Origin of the sequence: Aquimarina sp. AD1 (genome assembly GCF_003443695.1) — a bacterium.
GTDB lineage: Bacteria > Bacteroidota > Bacteroidia > Flavobacteriales > Flavobacteriaceae > Aquimarina > Aquimarina latercula.
The window spans coordinates 4927372-4943738 of record NZ_CP031966.1 but is presented as its reverse complement, the minus strand read 5'-3'; the positions used below and the strand labels follow the sequence as shown (position 1 = coordinate 4943738).

Here is a 16367-nt window from a genome sequence, read left to right as displayed (position 1 = left end):
TGATTATGAAAAACATAGGAATATGGATGGATAAGGAAAAAGCTTATATCATCATCGTAAAAGAAAACAACGAAGAAATGATTACAATTTTTTCGGAAATAGAAGATTACAGAATACATGGAGGTTCTGGAACTAAAATAAAAGGTGGACCTCAAGATGTTGTTCAGGACAGCAAATTCTTAGAACGTGAAAAACATCAATTCAAATCTTATTTTAAAAAGATTATCCCTCTTATTAAAGACTCTGATGCTATTGTAATTTATGGCCCAGCAGAAGCTGGAGAAAAATTCAAAAAAGAATTAGATGAAAATTATTATAGTCTTAGTAAAAAAGTAAAAGCTGTTCTTAAATCAGATAGTTTGACCGAAAACCAAACGAAAGCTTTGATAAGAGATTATTACAAAAATAATAAGTCACATATTCTTAGATAAGTATCCTTCATACTTATCTAAGAATTCTAATGTATTAAACTTTCAAGCTTTTAAATCTATGAAAAATGAAGATTTCAATATCAGAAAATCTTCTGGTAAAAAAGTGAAGTTTTCATTGAGTAAATTAAAGAGTTCACTTAGTAGAAGCGGAGCAGATAACAAAACAATAAAACATATTGTTGACACTGTAAAAGATGAATTATATCAAGGGATTTCTACAAAAGAGATTTACAATAGGGCTTTTTCATTATTAAAGAAGGAAAAAACTGTATTTGCTTCAAAATATAAACTTAAAAAAGCCATCTATGAATTAGGCCCTACTGGATTTCCTTTTGAACGGTTTGTAGCCGCTGTATTAAAATTTTCTGGATATCAGGTTCAAGTAGGACAAATTGTTTCTGGCAAATGCGTTACTCATGAAGTTGATATTATCGCAAAGAAAAACTCGGATTTCATTATAATTGAATGTAAGTTTCATAGTGAAGAAGGGCGTAACTGCAATGTTAAAATTCCATTATATATTTATTCTAGATATCAAGATATCATTGCGCACTTTGGAGACAAAGAAAAAGATCCATTAATTCCTAATCAAGGTTGGGTTGTTACTAATACTAGATTCACAAAAGACGCTATTCAATACGGTAGTTGTATCGGTTTACATTTACTTAGTTGGGATTATCCTAACGGGAATGGCCTTAAAGATCGAGTCGATCACTTAGGATTATATCCCATTACAGTATCCACAATTCTTACCAATCGCGAAAAACAGTTTTTGCTAAGTAGAGATGTTGTTCTTTATCAACAACTAAAAGGAGATGTATTTTACCTTGACCATTTAGGAATTTCTGAAAACAGAAAACAAAAAATACTAAATGAGATAAAAATGTTATGTGATTTATAAAACATTAATATATGCCATCTATTAAAATTCAATTTCTTGGAGCAGCAGGAACTGTGACTGGATCAAAAATCTATATAGAAACTCCACAAAAAAACATATTAATTGACTGTGGTATGTTTCAAGGCATTAAGGAATTAAGAAAGCTAAACTGGACACAATTACCAATTAAAGCTTCAGAAATTGATATAGTTCTATTAACTCACGGACATCTAGATCATACAGGGTATCTTCCTAGATTAATTCAACAAGGGTTCAATGGTGAAATCATTGGAACAGCACCAACCCTTGCAATTACAGAAATCATTCTGAAGGACAGCGCAAAAATTAATGAAGAAGAAGCAGATAGGGCTAATAGAGAAGGATACTCTAAACATGATCCAACATTACCTTTTTACACCATAAAAGAAGTCGAAAAAACAGTACATCATTTTAAAGCTAGAGAAAAAGACATCTGGTTTTCTTTATCAAAAGATATTGAATTTAGATTTAGATATAACGGACATATTATCGGTGCGTGTTTTATAGAATTACATCTTTTCGGAAAAGATTTCGTTTTCTCAGGTGATATAGGGAGACCAAAAGATCTACTACTTAAGCCTCCTGAAAAACCGGAATGGGCAGATTTTCTTTTTATAGAAAGTACCTATGGTAATAAACTTCATCAAGATCAAGATATTGAAGAGAAACTAATTGGATTAATCAAAGAAACATTATATAAACAAGGAACGTTAATTATACCTTCTTTTGCTGTAGAACGTTTACAAACTTTAATGTACCTTTTGTGGAAGTTATATCAAAAAAATCGAATCCCCAATATCCCAATCTATGTAGATAGCCCGATGGGAAGTAACGTATTATCCGTATTTGAAAAATTTTCGGATTGGCATAAATTATCCAAACAAGATTATAATTCTTTATGTGATCATATCAATATTGTTACATCATACAAAGAAACTTGGGAAGTAATTGATAATCCCAGACCCAAAATTGTAATTGCCGGAAGTGGAATGGTAACTGGGGGCAGAGTATTAACATACCTAAAACAGCTTGTAGATAATACAAATACTTCTATTCTTTTAGCAGGATATCAAGCTGAAGGTACAAGAGGCAGACAATTACAAGATGGAGTTCATGAAATCAAATTATATGGTAAATATTATACTGTAAAAGCAGAAATACATCATATAGAAAGTCTATCAGCTCATGCTGATCAATATGAATTATTAGATTGGGTAAGTAAGATCAAAAACATCCCTGAAAAGGTTTTTCTAATCCACGGAGAGCCATCTGCATCGGAAGCATTTGACACCAAATTAAAACATACTTTAAATTGGAAAACACATATCCCTAAGCTCCATGAGGTCCTAAATATTACTGTTTGAAATATATTAGAAACGTGACCATTATCATTTTTCAGGTTTTAATCTTTAGCTAATTTACTACTATAAATATGATATAATAATCATTCTTTTAGTAACCATTAAAAATTAAACTATGACAACTGAAACAAACACAATGAGCAGTGACTTAAAGGATATCCATTTTGATACTCTAGAATGGAAGTCCAGCCTTCAGTTTATAGAAGGAGAACTATTGTTTATCAATCAGCTATTACAATCCTATGTTTTCGAACCAACTACTCCTAATCTTTTTGAACGATTACAGCAGTTTAGACAAGGAATCGAAAATATTGAGAAAGAAATCAGCAAACTGCACCAAAAAATAAGAAAACATGAAAGTGAACTAGGTGGTATGTTGGAATGTGACACTATCTCCTGTGATCATTATTATTTCGATGAGCATAAAGAACTTCGAAATCATTTCTACAATTTTTACAAAAACTTTCGTACGCTAAAATCAGAGGTGTTTCAATATGCAGGAGGAATTCTCAAAAAAAACAAGAATAATTAAATAAGCTGATAATTGTCATTTTATTCAACCTAACAACTAATTACTTTTATTTCAATTAATTAAAACACTAATAATTAAAACCTAAACATTATGTCAATAATTAAATTTAACAAAAACAGATTCCCGTGGTTTAACGACAAAGCTTCCAATTGGATGGATACTGACAACTTTTTTTCCGATGATTTTTTCATTAAAGATAGAAATCTACCGGCAATGAATGTAAAAGAACGTACGGACGATTTCGAAATTGAGCTTGCAGTTCCTGGGTTTTCAAAAAAAGATATTGAAATAACCTTGGAAGATGATGTCCTACATATTTGTGCAGAAAAACGCAATGAAGAAGTAGAAGAAGATAACGATTACGCCCGTAGAGAATTTAACTACAGTTCCTTTGATCGCAGGTTACAAATGCCTGCTAGTATAGATCAAGATGAAAAGATTAAAGCTACATACAATAACGGAGTTCTTACTCTTAATCTATTAAAAAAAGAAGAGGCAAAAGAATTACCTAAAAAAGTAATCGCCATAGATTAATCTCATTCATAAAGGCGAAGGATAATTATATGTAGTTATTTTTTGCCTTTTAATGTTTTATTATAAAATTAATAATGAAACCACAACCTATAGATACTAAATATATAGAATGGAAAAGTGCAGAAGAATTGCATCAAATTTCCATGAATTGGATTTCTGAACTAAAATTCATCAAAGATGAACTTACATTTTTAACGGATCTTATTATAAATGTTGCTTCACCAATAATCTCAAAAAAGATTTTTGCAAAAAGTAACAAATTAATTAAAGAACTAGATCAGAAGAAAAAAGAACTTAATCCAATATTAAAAAAACTGATTGAACACTGTAATAAGCTCATTATACTAATCGACGGTGTTGATCAGCTAAAGGAAGAAAAAAAATACAAAAAAGAGCATCAAGAAATATCAATAAAAATCAGTAATTATTTTGATAATTATAAAAAAAACAAAAGAGAAACTTTTGATCTTGTTAAGGATATTATTAAGAAAAAGAAACAAAAGAAATTACTTAATTAGTTTGATAAGCTTTCGATGAAAAAAATGAAAAAAATAGTGTTCACCGTTATAGCTCTTTTAATCGGAGTCTGGGCATGGTATGAATATACATATTCTATGGATACTGTTATTCCTTTTGAGGTAAATAACAAAAATGCTAAAACAAAAATTTTAATAGCATCTCAGGGCAGTAAATTTAAAGATTCAGTAGTTCAAGGAATTTTAAGAAAATACGAAAAAGATACTATTTATTTTAAAGTAATCGATGTATATACACTATTTACAGTAAATATTGAAAAATGGGATGCCTTAATACTTATCAATTCATGGGAATATGGTAGTCCCCCAAAAAATGTAAAAAAGTTTATTAAGAATCATCCGAACGAACTAAATAAACTTATCGTTTTATCAACAGTTGGAAGCAGTAATATTGTTTTAAAAGATGTAGATGTGATTTCTGGAGAATCTATTATTGAAAAAACATCTACATATGTAGAAGTTGTAACGAACCGACTTAATCAAATAATAAAAAAGAAACAATGAATAAAATAGAAACATATATCATTTTGTTAATCTTGGGATTCTTGACAAGCTGCTCATCCAGTGAACTTATAGAAGTTTGGAAAAATCCTGATATTGAAAGTTTTGAGGCTAACAAAGTATTGGTAATAGGCATGACCTCTGATCTTGATGGGAGAAAAGTATTCGAAAAAAAGCTCACTGCAGCACTCAAAAAAAATGGAGTCAAATCAGAGAAAAGCCTTGACTTCTTCCAAAAATCATTTACCGATTCTCCAAAAACAGAAGAAGACCTAATAACTATGGAAGGTAAGCTTTTAGAAGCCGGCTTTGATGCTATTTTATTATCCAAAGTATTAGCTGTAGAAGATCGATTAACCGTAGTACAAGCTTATCGAAATATGGATAAAGATTTCAGAAATTTCAAAGATGATTACTACAAAAACCAAGATATTTACTACGAAGAAGATTATTATGAAGAGTATGAAATCTATCACGCAGAAACATCTTTGTATTGCATATGCCCTGATAAAGAAAGAGAATTAATTTGGAAAGGATCTATCGACATTACAGAGCCCGAAAACGTAAAAAAGGCTGTTAGTGATTACGTAAAAGTATTGATTTGGGCATTAAAAGGACAGAAATTATTAATTATTGAAGAAGAAATTACCAATGAAAATATTGATCTATAGTGCCAAGGATTTTGAAATACCTTTTCTTGAAAAAGCAAACAAAGATATCCATCAGATAAAATACGCCCCAGAAAGGCTTACTTCCAAAACGGCTATGATGGCTATAGGTTTTGATGTAGTTTCGATTTTTTCCGCGGATGATGCTTCTTCAAAAACACTTCGATTATTAAAAGAATTCGGAGTAAAATATATCACCTTGCGATCTGCTGGTTATGATAACATACACTTAGGAACTGCAAAAAAATTAGGTATTAAGGTAGCCCATACCCCAGATTATTCTCCATACGCAATTGCAGAACATGCTATAGCATTGTTATTAGCATTAAACCGAAAACTAATTTTATCAAATCAACAGTTCAATGATTACAATTTTTCCCTAAGTAATTTAATTGGATTTGATCTTTACAATAAAACAGTTGGTATTATTGGAACTGGTAGAATTGGAAAAGTAATTGGAAAAATATTACGAGGATTTGGTTGCCATGTAATTGCAACTGATATTTATCAGGACATCAACTTTTCTCAAACAAATAATATCAAATATGTTTCTTTAGAGCATTTATGTAAACAATCTGATGTTATTATGCTAAGTATGCCTCTTAATTCAGAAACTCATTATATGATTAATGCAGACCTAATACATCTAATGAAAAGAGAGGCATATATCATAAATATTTCTAGAGGAGCCGTTGTAAATACTTTAGAACTCATAGAAGCCTTAAAATGGAATAGAATCGCTGCTTATGGATCTGATGTGTATGAATATGAACACGATTTATTTTTCTACGATCACTCTAAAAATAAACCTGATGACTCGTTATTGAAACAATTAATAGATTTACCCAATGTTTTAATAACTCCACATCAAGCATTCGCAACAACCGAAGCATTAACTAACATAGCAGAAACCACCTTTTATAATATTAATTGTTGGGAACAAAATAAAGCTTCTGATAATGAAATCATTCCAGAATTAGTGGGGTAACCTATCTTTAATCAAACCGTATAGAAATGTTCCTAAGATGGAAGCTATGATCACTATTACAATTGGTAAATACCCTGCACCTAACAAAACGAACATTGGTCCTGGACAAGCTCCAGCTAACGCCCAACCTAGACCAAAAACAATCCCTCCTATCATATAACGATAAAAACTTTTTTCTTTTGATAGAATAACTATTTTATCTCCAAAAAAAGATCTCACTTTATATCTTTTAATAAATTGAACGATAACAATACCAAGTCCTACAGCGGATCCTATGATACCATACATATGAAACGATCCAAATTGAAACATTTCATAAATTCTAAACCACGAAGCAGCTTCTGATTTAAACAAAACAATTCCAAAAAAAACACCAATTACTAAATATACAACTGTACGCATATGCTTAAAATAATAAAGGAAAAATTAAATGGATCATCACCAAACCACCAATAAAGAAACCAACAACAGCAATAAGTGATGGTATTTGTAAATTACTTAAACCCGAAATCGCATGACCAGATGTACAACCGCCTGCATAGCGAGCACCAAAACCAACTAATATTCCACCAATCACAAGAATAATTATTGTTTTTGGAGTCATCATAATTTGATCAGAAAATAACCTACTTGGTATGTAACTTTCTCCAGCATCCGCAAAACCTTTTGCTTGAAGATCTTTTACCACATTAGCATTCAGATTTACTTTAGTATCAAAAGACAAGTAATTTTCTGCAATAAAACCACCTATAATTATCCCAAAAACTACTACAAGATTCCATCGCTGGGATTTCCAATCAAATCTAAAAAAATCAGCAGTTTTACCAGCACCGCAAATAGTACACATTGTTCTTAGATTGGAGGACACACCAAACTTTTTACCCATCATAAGCAACAAAAACATTACCAATGTTATCAATGGTCCTGACACATACCAAGGCCACGGTTCATATAACCAATTCATTCTTTTACAAATTATATTTTAGTGCAATAACTTACATTTTTTAGCTAGAATCAGTAACCTAAGTTACACAAGAGTATTTTTGAAATAATAAATCAAAATATTCTTGGAAAGAAACGACCTGTAGTCGCTTTGTATACTTTATATTCCTCAAAAAATTCTTGTAACTTTTCTTCTTCGTATTTAGTTTTGAAATAAAAAAGCATATAAATAGTGGTAGCTATAATTAATTTAAAAATGGAACCTATATAAAGTCCATATCCAAATACAACACATAATATTCCTGTATATATAGGATGTCTTATAAATTTATATAGACCAGTTTTAACTAATTTTGAATTTAATTTTGGAGTAGGAAAAGGTGATAGGTTTTTATTTAACTGTAATAAAGAAATGAATACAATCAAAACACCCAATACAAACGTAAATAAACCTATTCGATTTATAAATGGTAACCAACCAATACTTACTATTTTTACATCAATTACGTACACAAAAAACAGTACGAACTGTACTAAGACGAAAAGAAAATCATTGTTTTCTAATTTCATAATTTAAAAAAATAGATTCGTATCTAAAAACCTGTCATCATCTAAATGACAGGTTAATAAGCAACATCATTAATTAAGTTTAGTTCTTTACTTTACAGGTATTTAAACCTACCAGTGAGTATAGCGGGCAAAAACTAACAAAACCAGTTACAGCAAATATTCCTGCTAATCCCAATAAAACATATGCAACGGCACCTTGAATAATGTTAAAATAATAAAGTAGCGCAATTGTAATAGCAACAATCAATCTCAAAATACGATCTGTATTTCCCATGTTCTTTTTCATAGTATATAATATAAAATTAGGTTTTAAAAAATTGAATAAGAAGAACTATTATGGTAGTAATGCTTATACATAATAAACAGACTATTAAAAATTTAATCTCCTTACGCATTTTCATCTTCAATATTTTGGGTTATTGAGGAACAAATTTATCTTAGAGGAAGAATAAAAACTGTGACAAATGTTACAACTACACAAATTTTATGATGACCATTCAAAATTTAAGATCAGGACTAGGTAATATTGACATCTACTTATTAGATCAAATACTAAAAGATAGATATTCCCAAAATGATAAGATCTTAGATGCAGGATGCGGAAATGGTAGAAATATACATTGGTTTTATGAAAATAAGTTTAACATCTATGGATTAGATCGGGATGTAGAACAGATCGAATATGTGAAAAGTATATATCCTGATTGGAGTACTAAATTTGATGTATCCTCTTTAGATACACTGAAATATCAGAATAATTTTTTTGATCATATTATTTGCAGCGCAGTACTACACTTTGCTTCTAGTACAGACCACTTCAATTCCATGTTTTCAGAACTTATACGTGTATTAAAACCATCGGGAACTTTATTTATAAGAATGACTTCTGATATTGGAGTAAAAGATAAGATATCCCATATACATAAGGGTGTATATAGATTAGGAGATGAATCAGATCGATTCTTGCTAACACAAGAGTTACTCTCTTCTATTATGCATAATCATGGGCTATCATTTTTAGAGCCCTTAAAATCCACTAACGTACACGATCTAAGATCTATGTCTACGGTAGTACTTCAGAAGATTTAAGTTACATCAATCAGTTCTATCTCACCTTGTTTTAAAAATATATGACCTTCTTGCTCTAATTTTTTAAGTAATCTAGATATTACTTCTCTAGAAGACCCTAGATCATGCGCAATATGTTGATGCGTCGTATTAAGAACATTTCGCCCTTTTAACTTGGCTTCTTTTTTTAAATACTCTAATAATCGCTTATCCTTATTAGAAAATGTCAATATTTCTATAACATCTAATAATTCTTCGAACTTAAGGTTAAAGAGGTCATAAATAAACTCATTCCATTTCGGATATTTCTTTGCAATTACTAGTGCTTTATCTGCTGGTATGACCACCACTTCAGAATCTTCTTCAATCACCGCTTTTACCTGACTTTCTTGATTACGAATTAAAGTAGTAACTGACATTACACAACTTTCTCCTGGCTGTATATAATACAATAAAACCTCGTTTCCATTAATCGGCTCTTCTTTAAATACTTTTGCTAAACCCGATATTAATAGTGGGATGACTTTAACATATGAGCCTTGTCTAAGAATAACCGTGCCAGCCTCAAATTTATGAATACTACTAATTGCTACAAGCTCTTTCTTTAAATCTGGCATTGTAGTCAATTTTGGAAAGTAAGTATCTAAAGCTTCAGAAATCAACGGTGTTTATTTTTTACTAATTTAATCAATAATTGATTCTATATTATATCATTTTTCTGAATACGAACTCCAAGCTTTATAACCACCTTTAAAATCATATACTTCATTAAAACCTAGTTTAACTAATAATTTAGCAGCGCGATGACTTCTCCAACCAGAATAGCAATAAATATATACTGGTTTTTTTTTATTTAGTTTTTGAAATTCTGAAACAAATTTTTCTCTATTCGCAATACTTATATTTATTGCGTCATCTATATAACCATTAGTATACTCCTCTACAGTACGTATGTCAACAAATTGCACATTCTTACCAATTACTTTTTCTTTAATTGAATTGACATCAACAATCTTTATTGAATTGATTTCTTTAGTAGAAGAATTTCTAAAATAATCCTGAGAAAAACCAAAAAAGATGTTTCCTAAAATTAATAAAAAAGTTACATAATATTTTAACGATATTATTTCAAATCTTACTACATCTTTCATGAATTATTTTAAGGTAGTTGGACATACGTAATCTGTCGTTTCTAAACCAGTTTCCTTAATAGCAGCAAAACCACCAGCAACATCTATAAGATTATGAATACCTCTACTCTTCAAGATCGAAGCAGCAATAACAGATCGATATCCTCCTGCACAATGTATATAAGCCATTTTATCCTCTACAAAATAATGCATATAATCATTGATAAAATCTAATGGCGAATTTTTTGCATTCTCTAAGTGTTCGGCAGCAAATTCACTCTCTTTTCTTACATCAAAAACATGTACTTCTTCTCTTTCAATAATGTTTTTAAGCTGCATCGCTGATATTGATGATATTGTATCAACTTCTTTTTTAGCTTCTTTCCAAGCTTCAATTCCTCCTTCTAAATATCCTAAAGTACCATCAAAACCTACTCGAGATAATCGAGTAATCGTTTCTTCTTCTCTACCTATTGGTGTTACTAATAAAATTGGTTGTTGCACATCTGCTATCAAAGTACCTACCCAAGGAGCAAAACTACCATCTATTCCAATAAATATAGATCTTGGAATATGAGCTTTTACATATTCGTTTTGATGTCTAACATCTAATACAATCGCACCGGTTTCATTAGCCAACATCTCGAAATCTTCTGGAGACAATGGTCTTATTCCTCTTTCTAATACCTCATCTATATCTTCGTATCCTTCTTTGTTAAGTTTAACATTTAAAGGGAAATACTTTGGTGGAGGTAACAATCCATCAGTGACTTCGTTTACAAATTCTTCTTTAGTCATATCTGCTCTCAATGCGTAATTCACTTTCTTCTGATTACCCAAAGTATCAACCGTTTCTTTCATCATATTTTTACCACAAGCAGAACCTGCTCCATGTGCTGGATATACAATTATATCATCATTTAATGGCATAATCTTATTTCGCAAACTATCAAATAACGTTTCTGCCAATTCTTCCTGCGTAAGGTGAGCAGCTTTCTGAGCTAAATCTGGACGTCCAACATCCCCAAGGAATAAAGTATCTCCACTAAAAATGGCATGATCCTTACCATTTTTATCACGCAATAAATATGTAGTACTTTCCATAGTGTGGCCTGGAGTATGTAAGGCTACAATAGTTATATTTCCCAATTTAAACTCTTGTTCATCACTAGCAATAATAGCTTCAAAAGAAGGATTGGCATTTGGTCCATAAATAATCTTCGCACCTGTTTCTTTAGCGAGTGTTACATGTCCGCTCACAAAATCCGCATGAAAATGTGTCTCAAAAACATATTTAATTTTTGCTTTGTCATTTCTAGCTCTTTCTATATAAGGTTTTACTTCTCTTAACGGATCTATAATTGCAACTTCACCTTCACTTTCAATATAATATGCTCCTTGTGCTAGACACCCAGTATATATTTGTTCTATCTTCATTTGTTCTATTTTTTATTTTTAAAAATACTACTCAGATTGTCATTTTACAGTAACAATTGTTACAGATAAAACAATCTAAATTTTTGTTAAGTCAATTCTTTTATCAGTATATAAATTCCCATTATTAAAACGAACCATCCAAAGCCTTTTTCTAATTTTTTTCCTTCAATAAAATTGGATAAATATATCCCAAGAAAAATACCTAGGATAGAAATTCCAGTAAAGGAAATTAGGAAAATCCAATCTATATCTAGATTTTCTACATCGCCCACAAACCCAATCAACGATTTGATTGCAATAATTAATAGTGATGTAGCCACTGCTTTTTTCATTGGTAATTTTGCGAATAAGACCAATGCTGGTATTATTAAAAACCCTCCTCCTGCTCCAACAATTCCGGTTAATACACCCACTATGAAACCTTCTATTATAATTAAAGGATAATTATATAAAACTTCTTCCTTTTTCTGCAATGTATCTTTTCCGTTTTTTATCATAGAAACCGAAGCCAATAACATAATCATTGCAAAAAACACCATGATTCCTATATTTTTAGTAATCACAAACTCTGCTACAGAAAAAAGATTGTCCGGTATCGCAGGAACCAAAAACTTTCTTGTAACATACACTGCTATAAAAGCCGGAATTGAAAATACCACTGCAGTACGTAAACTAACAATGCCTTTTCTCAGGTTCTTAATAGCTCCAATTAATGCCGAAGACCCTACAACAAATAATGAATAAGCAGTAGCAGTCACAGGATTAATATGCATTAAATAAACAAAAATCGGTACTGTTAGTATGGAACCTCCTCCTCCTATTAAACCTAGCACTACTCCAATTATCAATGCGCCAAAATATCCAAGAACTTCTACTATTTCCATCAATTTTTTTTGACAAAAATAATTTTAGCTTATGTTAGTCACAGTAACATTAGTTACACACTATTATAGACTTATGACTTTTATACTATTTCTATTTAATTCTATTCTACCATCCACCTCTAGTTTTTTTAACAGTCTAGAAATTACCACTCTAGAGGTATGCAAATCATAGGCAATTTCCTGGTGCGTATTATGTACAATAGTATCGCTATTTACTTTGATTTTATCTTTAAGATATTTTAGTAATCGTTCGTCCATATTAAGAAAAGCAATGTTATCTATAGCCTCAATTGCTTCCATCAATCTTTTATGATAACTTTCGAAGACAAAACTTCTCCATGAACTATATTTTGTGGTCCACTCTTCCATTTTTTTTATTGGAATCATGATAAGTGTAGAGTCCATCTCCGCGATTGCTTTTATTTCGCTTTTATGATGCCCCATACAACATGAAAGGGTCATTGCGCAAGTATCCCCTTTTTCTAAAAAATAAAGTAACAACTCATCGCCTTCCTGATCTTCTCTTAATATTTTGATTGCTCCATTAATAATCAAAGGCATTGACTTAATGTAACTACCCGGCTTAATAAGTATATCACCCTCGAGTACTTCTTTAGTTATAGAAACCTTACTAATTTCTTCTAAAAGCTCTTTCTCAAAAAAATGACCATAATTATTATTCAGTTCTTCAATCATTCTGATTTATTCTATTTTTGGTTTTCAAAATATTGTTCTAATTGTTGTTTGGCTTCCTGATAACCCAACTCAAAAATTTGATCTAAATTTCCACTACTAAAGAGCCCATGATTGGTAAGTTTCTTTGGTTGAATCACCAAATCACATTCATCAAATTTTGTTTCAGAATTGGGCATAGCTCTTAAATAATATGCTCGTTGCATAACATTATATGCATGCTTAAAATCTGTGAGTTTAGGTTTTCGGATAGGAGTAACATCAATTCCTATGATCATATCACATTGTTTTTTTATCGGCGTGATCGGAAAATTATCCAAAATTCCTCCATCAGAATATAATTGATCTTCAATCTGTATCGGAGAAAACACACCCGGAAAAGCAGCTGAGGCCAATATAGGTTTAATTAATTCTCCCTTATTAAAAACCGTTACTGTTCCTGTCAAAAGGTTCGTAGCAGTAACAAAAAGTTTTTTCTCCAGACTTTCGAAAGAGTTTTCATTAAAATAATTGATTAAATCATCGTAAAATTTTTCTGAATCTAAAAACCCTGCCTTTTTTCTGGTAAACCTATTTAATTTAAACAGCGGTGTTTTACTAAAAAAACTCTTAATCTTTTCTATAGAATGTCCAGCAGCATATAACGAACCTACAATTGCTCCTGCACTGGTCCCAGAGACATAATTCGGAAACAAACCAGCTTCTTCTATTGCTTTTATTGCTCCTATATGTGCTACACCTTTAAACCCTCCGCCAGAAAGGACAAGACCAACATTTTTTAAAGTTTCCATCTTTTTATATTTTAAAGAACTGGGCTAAAAATTTTAGCTGCTCCTTCTTTTAGTTTTTCTACCCAAGGTCTATCTACAAAAGTACTATAGTTCAGCTGAACACTTTGTTTACAATCACTTAAAAAATCATTTTTCAATTCCATAGCAAAACTATCATCATATATCACCACATTTACCTCGTAATTTTGTTCAAAACTTCTAATATCTAGATTAGTAGTACCTACCGAAGAAACGGTATCATCAGCAACAATTGTTTTACTATGTAAAAAACCATTAGAAAATAAGTATATTTTAACACCAGCTTCCATCAACCCTTCAAAATAAGATCGCACACACCATCTAACAATTATGTTATCAGAAACTTCCGAAAGCAGTAACCTAACTTCTACTCCACTCAGCGCAGCTACTTTTAGGGCTTCCAAAATAGCCTCTCCAGGAATGATATATGGATTGGCTATATATACATAGCTTTTGGCTTCGTTTATTAAAGAAAAATACATTTGCTGAGTAGACGAAAAATCCTCATCTGGACCACTATGTACCGTCTGAGCTGTCATAGTTCCTATTTCTTTATAACTTGTAAAATAAGATGTATTTAAAATATTTTCATTATTACTTACTAGGTACCAATCCATCACAAAAATAGCCTGTAAACTATGTATTATTGGTCCTTCTAATTGCAAATGCATATCGTTCCACATTCCTAAATCAGAATCTCCTGTAACATATTTATCCGAAACATTAATACCACCTGTAAACGCTATTTTATTATCAATTACAATAATTTTTCGATGATTACGGTAATTTAATGATGAAAGAAATTTACCGAATTTGATTGGCAAAAACCCATATATTTCAACACCTATATCTTCAAGCTTTTTGATATATTTTTTACTTAATGATAAACTTCCGATACCATCATATAAAATGCGTACCTTAACACCTTCTTTTACTTTCTTTTCAAAAAGCTCAAAAAGCCCGTCAGCCAATATTCCATTCTCGAAAATATAATATTGCAAATGGATAAAATGCTCTGCTTTTTTTAAGCTTTCGAATATTGCTCGAAAAGTGGCATTACCGTTTTTAAGAAGTTTCAATTCATTTCCAGCACTTGGTGAGAAACCACAATTCTTCGTAATAAGTTCTATTAATTTTTGATGTTCCTGATATTCATTTTGCTGTACCGGTTGATAATAACTTTCAGCTTTTTCTAAATATGTATTAATCTCACCCGTTCTTTTTAATTGAAATAACTTGTTTTTCCTTCGATTTCTACCAAGTAACAAATAAAACAACATCCCACCCACAGGGATTGTAAAAACCACAAGTATCCAAGCTAACGTTTTGGTAGGACGCATACCATAAAGTATCAGTCTAATAACAATAACTAAGCCCGCTAAAAAATATATGATAAGAAAAGTAAAATATACCATTTATATTTTTTTATTAAAACATCAATTCTTCATAATAAGTAAAGGAACTCTAGTTCTATAACTGATTTTCGAAGCCTCAGAGCCATAGAAAAATCGTTCAATAAATGTTTCCTTTTGAATAAACATAGCATTCATATCGATATTCATTATTTGGACAAAACTATCAATTGCTAATGCACTAGGAACATTGGTAATCGAATGAAAGGTATGATTAATATTCTTAAAAAAATCTTTTAATTGTTTCTTATCTTCAAATTCTGCAATAGTTACAGTATCATCTTCTTTTATTTTTAGAATTCTTAGAGAGGACTTATACTTTACCACCGTATCTACTAGAGGATCCATACCTTCCGTATTAAAATGATCGTTATCATCAAGTGTATATAACACAGTTTTTAAATTTTCAAAAACATATCCTTGAGGAATCACAAGAACAGGGCAATCTACCTTACGAATTACATTCAGTGTATTACTTCCAAAAACCACTTCTCTGGCCCCAGTGGCTCCATTTGATCCCATAATAATCAAATCAATTTTTTTAGATTTTACTGCCTGTTTAATCGCATCAGTAAAAACATCATAATCAGTAATTGCTTTAAAAGAATATTTCTGATTTGTAGTTTCCTTTTGGAGGTATTTTGTTAACTCATTAAGTTTTTCTTTAGATGTATTAATCACAGATTGATGAACCGAGGTATTCATAGGTGCAGCCATAAGATCATCAGTCATATAAAGAGAAGCTTTTTGAACGTTTAAGATATAAAAAGTACAAAGCTCATTTTCAAAAAAACGCATTGCATAATTAATAGCATTTCTTGAATTTTCTGAAAAGTCGGTAGGAAGCAGGATATTTTTCATTTTAAAAAGATTTTATATGATAAAAATAGCCTAGATACCTATTAAGAACTATGATATTTATCAGCATAAAAAATAATCAATTTGTTAATTT

General features: G+C 30.7%; 22 protein-coding genes. 10 read left to right on the top strand and 12 right to left on the bottom strand.

The features are described from left to right. The first annotated feature begins 5 nt into the window (after positions 1-5). The 9 genes from D1815_RS21190 to D1815_RS21150 all read left to right on the top strand — a co-directional run bounded on the left by D1815_RS21190 (position 6) and on the right by D1815_RS21150 (position 6470). On the top strand, positions 6-431 hold the full coding sequence (locus D1815_RS21190; RefSeq protein WP_118389260.1) for a hypothetical protein: 426 nt from the start codon (positions 6-8) through the stop codon (positions 429-431). A 58-nt stretch (positions 432-489) separates the two neighbouring features. After that, positions 490-1332, top strand: a complete 843-nt coding sequence (locus D1815_RS21185) for an ATP cone domain-containing protein (protein ID WP_118389258.1) — start codon at positions 490-492, stop codon at positions 1330-1332. An 11-nt stretch (positions 1333-1343) separates the two neighbouring features. Next, a complete protein-coding gene (locus tag D1815_RS21180) occupies positions 1344-2714 on the top strand; it encodes an MBL fold metallo-hydrolase RNA specificity domain-containing protein (protein WP_118389256.1) in 1371 nt (456 codons plus the stop codon). Between the two features lie 112 nt (positions 2715-2826). Next, the gene (locus tag D1815_RS21175) at positions 2827-3243 is read left to right on the top strand and encodes a hypothetical protein (RefSeq protein ID WP_118389254.1); all 417 of its coding nucleotides are present in this window, start codon (positions 2827-2829) and stop codon (positions 3241-3243) included. A 90-nt stretch (positions 3244-3333) separates the two neighbouring features. After that, a complete protein-coding gene (locus D1815_RS21170) occupies positions 3334-3777 on the top strand; it encodes an Hsp20/alpha crystallin family protein (RefSeq protein ID WP_118389252.1) in 444 nt (147 codons plus the stop codon). A 74-nt stretch (positions 3778-3851) separates the two neighbouring features. Next, entirely contained in the window at positions 3852-4295 is a 444-nt protein-coding gene (locus tag D1815_RS21165) for a hypothetical protein (RefSeq protein ID WP_118389250.1), read from the top strand. Between the two features lie 24 nt (positions 4296-4319). Next, a complete protein-coding gene (locus D1815_RS21160; RefSeq protein WP_035086857.1) occupies positions 4320-4817 on the top strand; it encodes a hypothetical protein in 498 nt (165 codons plus the stop codon). Further along, complete coding sequence (locus D1815_RS21155; protein ID WP_027395842.1) at positions 4814-5485, top strand: hypothetical protein; 672 nt, start codon at positions 4814-4816, stop codon at positions 5483-5485. Before D1815_RS21160 ends, D1815_RS21155 begins: the two co-directional genes overlap by 4 nt. After that, the gene (locus D1815_RS21150; protein ID WP_118389248.1) at positions 5466-6470 is read left to right on the top strand and encodes a 2-hydroxyacid dehydrogenase; all 1005 of its coding nucleotides are present in this window, start codon (positions 5466-5468) and stop codon (positions 6468-6470) included. The genes D1815_RS21155 and D1815_RS21150 overlap by 20 nt, the downstream gene beginning before the upstream one ends. Here the strand turns inward: D1815_RS21150 and D1815_RS21145 are convergent. The 4 genes from D1815_RS21145 to D1815_RS21130 all read right to left on the bottom strand — a co-directional run bounded on the left by D1815_RS21145 (position 6459) and on the right by D1815_RS21130 (position 8268). After that, the gene (locus D1815_RS21145; RefSeq protein WP_118389246.1) at positions 6459-6872 is read right to left on the bottom strand and encodes a DUF6691 family protein; all 414 of its coding nucleotides are present in this window, start codon (positions 6870-6872) and stop codon (positions 6459-6461) included. The two genes, D1815_RS21150 and D1815_RS21145, sit on opposite strands and share 12 nt — an antisense overlap. 4 nt (positions 6873-6876) lie before the next feature. Beyond that, positions 6877-7434: a YeeE/YedE family protein gene (locus D1815_RS21140; protein ID WP_118389244.1), complete on the bottom strand. Its 558-nt coding sequence runs from the start codon at positions 7432-7434 to the stop codon at positions 6877-6879. A 92-nt stretch (positions 7435-7526) separates the two neighbouring features. Further along, positions 7527-7982 (bottom strand): isoprenylcysteine carboxylmethyltransferase family protein, encoded by a 456-nt coding sequence (locus D1815_RS21135; protein ID WP_118389242.1) that lies wholly within the window; start codon positions 7980-7982, stop codon positions 7527-7529. Positions 7983-8061: 79 nt separating this feature from the next. Then, the gene (locus D1815_RS21130) at positions 8062-8268 is read right to left on the bottom strand and encodes a DUF2892 domain-containing protein (protein ID WP_027395847.1); all 207 of its coding nucleotides are present in this window, start codon (positions 8266-8268) and stop codon (positions 8062-8064) included. Positions 8269-8468: 200 nt separating this feature from the next. Here D1815_RS21130 and D1815_RS21125 point away from each other — a divergent pair, with 200 nt between their 5' ends. After that, entirely contained in the window at positions 8469-9071 is a 603-nt protein-coding gene (locus tag D1815_RS21125; RefSeq protein WP_233557625.1) for a bifunctional 2-polyprenyl-6-hydroxyphenol methylase/3-demethylubiquinol 3-O-methyltransferase UbiG, read from the top strand. On the opposite strand, the gene D1815_RS21120 is transcribed toward D1815_RS21125, so the two are convergent. From D1815_RS21120 to D1815_RS21085, 8 genes are all read right to left on the bottom strand, one after another. Next, a complete protein-coding gene (locus D1815_RS21120) occupies positions 9068-9667 on the bottom strand; it encodes a Crp/Fnr family transcriptional regulator (RefSeq protein WP_233557624.1) in 600 nt (199 codons plus the stop codon). The genes D1815_RS21125 and D1815_RS21120 overlap by 4 nt on opposite strands. A gap of 93 nt (positions 9668-9760) precedes the next feature. Continuing rightward, positions 9761-10201 carry a rhodanese-like domain-containing protein gene (locus tag D1815_RS21115; RefSeq protein WP_118389236.1) on the bottom strand — a complete coding sequence of 147 codons (441 nt, stop codon included), beginning with the start codon at positions 10199-10201 and terminating at the stop codon, positions 9761-9763. Between the two features lie 3 nt (positions 10202-10204). Then, complete coding sequence (locus D1815_RS21110) at positions 10205-11617, bottom strand: rhodanese-like domain-containing protein (protein ID WP_118389234.1); 1413 nt, start codon at positions 11615-11617, stop codon at positions 10205-10207. 86 nt (positions 11618-11703) lie between these two features. Next, positions 11704-12501 carry a sulfite exporter TauE/SafE family protein gene (locus tag D1815_RS21105; protein ID WP_118389232.1) on the bottom strand — a complete coding sequence of 266 codons (798 nt, stop codon included), beginning with the start codon at positions 12499-12501 and terminating at the stop codon, positions 11704-11706. Positions 12502-12564: 63 nt separating this feature from the next. Then, the gene (locus D1815_RS21100) at positions 12565-13197 is read right to left on the bottom strand and encodes a Crp/Fnr family transcriptional regulator (protein ID WP_027395852.1); all 633 of its coding nucleotides are present in this window, start codon (positions 13195-13197) and stop codon (positions 12565-12567) included. Between the two features lie 11 nt (positions 13198-13208). After that, positions 13209-13985, bottom strand: a complete 777-nt coding sequence (locus tag D1815_RS21095; protein ID WP_118389230.1) for a patatin-like phospholipase family protein — start codon at positions 13983-13985, stop codon at positions 13209-13211. Between the two features lie 11 nt (positions 13986-13996). Then, positions 13997-15418 (bottom strand): cardiolipin synthase, encoded by a 1422-nt coding sequence (gene cls, locus D1815_RS21090; RefSeq protein ID WP_118389228.1) that lies wholly within the window; start codon positions 15416-15418, stop codon positions 13997-13999. Positions 15419-15439: 21 nt separating this feature from the next. Then, positions 15440-16276, bottom strand: coding sequence for a universal stress protein (locus D1815_RS21085; RefSeq protein ID WP_027395855.1), 837 nt, complete (start codon positions 16274-16276; stop codon positions 15440-15442). Positions 16277-16367: the final 91 nt, after the last annotated feature.

What these genes read in the sequence shown, in the direction of transcription:
- D1815_RS21085 (WP_027395855.1), bottom strand. Translation starts at nt 16,276, where the DNA reads ATGAAAAATATCCTGCTTCCTACCGACTTTTCAGAAAATTCAAGAAAT.
- D1815_RS21115 (WP_118389236.1), bottom strand. Translation starts at nt 10,201, where the DNA reads ATGAAAGATGTAGTAAGATTTGAAATAATATCGTTAAAATATTATGTA.
- D1815_RS21160 (WP_035086857.1), top strand. Translation starts at nt 4,320, where the DNA reads ATGAAAAAAATAGTGTTCACCGTTATAGCTCTTTTAATCGGAGTCTGG.
- D1815_RS21100 (WP_027395852.1), bottom strand. Translation starts at nt 13,197, where the DNA reads ATGATTGAAGAACTGAATAATAATTATGGTCATTTTTTTGAGAAAGAG.
- D1815_RS21175 (WP_118389254.1), top strand. Translation starts at nt 2,827, where the DNA reads ATGACAACTGAAACAAACACAATGAGCAGTGACTTAAAGGATATCCAT.
- D1815_RS21135 (WP_118389242.1), bottom strand. Translation starts at nt 7,982, where the DNA reads ATGAAATTAGAAAACAATGATTTTCTTTTCGTCTTAGTACAGTTCGTA.
- D1815_RS21190 (WP_118389260.1), top strand. Translation starts at nt 6, where the DNA reads ATGAAAAACATAGGAATATGGATGGATAAGGAAAAAGCTTATATCATC.
- cls (WP_118389228.1), bottom strand. Translation starts at nt 15,418, where the DNA reads ATGGTATATTTTACTTTTCTTATCATATATTTTTTAGCGGGCTTAGTT.
- D1815_RS21125 (WP_233557625.1), top strand. Translation starts at nt 8,469, where the DNA reads ATGATGACCATTCAAAATTTAAGATCAGGACTAGGTAATATTGACATC.
- D1815_RS21165 (WP_118389250.1), top strand. Translation starts at nt 3,852, where the DNA reads ATGAAACCACAACCTATAGATACTAAATATATAGAATGGAAAAGTGCA.
- D1815_RS21130 (WP_027395847.1), bottom strand. Translation starts at nt 8,268, where the DNA reads ATGAAAAAGAACATGGGAAATACAGATCGTATTTTGAGATTGATTGTT.
- D1815_RS21170 (WP_118389252.1), top strand. Translation starts at nt 3,334, where the DNA reads ATGTCAATAATTAAATTTAACAAAAACAGATTCCCGTGGTTTAACGAC.
- D1815_RS21120 (WP_233557624.1), bottom strand. Translation starts at nt 9,667, where the DNA reads ATGCCAGATTTAAAGAAAGAGCTTGTAGCAATTAGTAGTATTCATAAA.
- D1815_RS21185 (WP_118389258.1), top strand. Translation starts at nt 490, where the DNA reads ATGAAAAATGAAGATTTCAATATCAGAAAATCTTCTGGTAAAAAAGTG.
- D1815_RS21110 (WP_118389234.1), bottom strand. Translation starts at nt 11,617, where the DNA reads ATGAAGATAGAACAAATATATACTGGGTGTCTAGCACAAGGAGCATAT.
- D1815_RS21095 (WP_118389230.1), bottom strand. Translation starts at nt 13,985, where the DNA reads ATGGAAACTTTAAAAAATGTTGGTCTTGTCCTTTCTGGCGGAGGGTTT.
- D1815_RS21150 (WP_118389248.1), top strand. Translation starts at nt 5,466, where the DNA reads ATGAAAATATTGATCTATAGTGCCAAGGATTTTGAAATACCTTTTCTT.
- D1815_RS21155 (WP_027395842.1), top strand. Translation starts at nt 4,814, where the DNA reads ATGAATAAAATAGAAACATATATCATTTTGTTAATCTTGGGATTCTTG.
- D1815_RS21140 (WP_118389244.1), bottom strand. Translation starts at nt 7,434, where the DNA reads ATGAATTGGTTATATGAACCGTGGCCTTGGTATGTGTCAGGACCATTG.
- D1815_RS21105 (WP_118389232.1), bottom strand. Translation starts at nt 12,501, where the DNA reads ATGGAAATAGTAGAAGTTCTTGGATATTTTGGCGCATTGATAATTGGA.
- D1815_RS21180 (WP_118389256.1), top strand. Translation starts at nt 1,344, where the DNA reads ATGCCATCTATTAAAATTCAATTTCTTGGAGCAGCAGGAACTGTGACT.
- D1815_RS21145 (WP_118389246.1), bottom strand. Translation starts at nt 6,872, where the DNA reads ATGCGTACAGTTGTATATTTAGTAATTGGTGTTTTTTTTGGAATTGTT.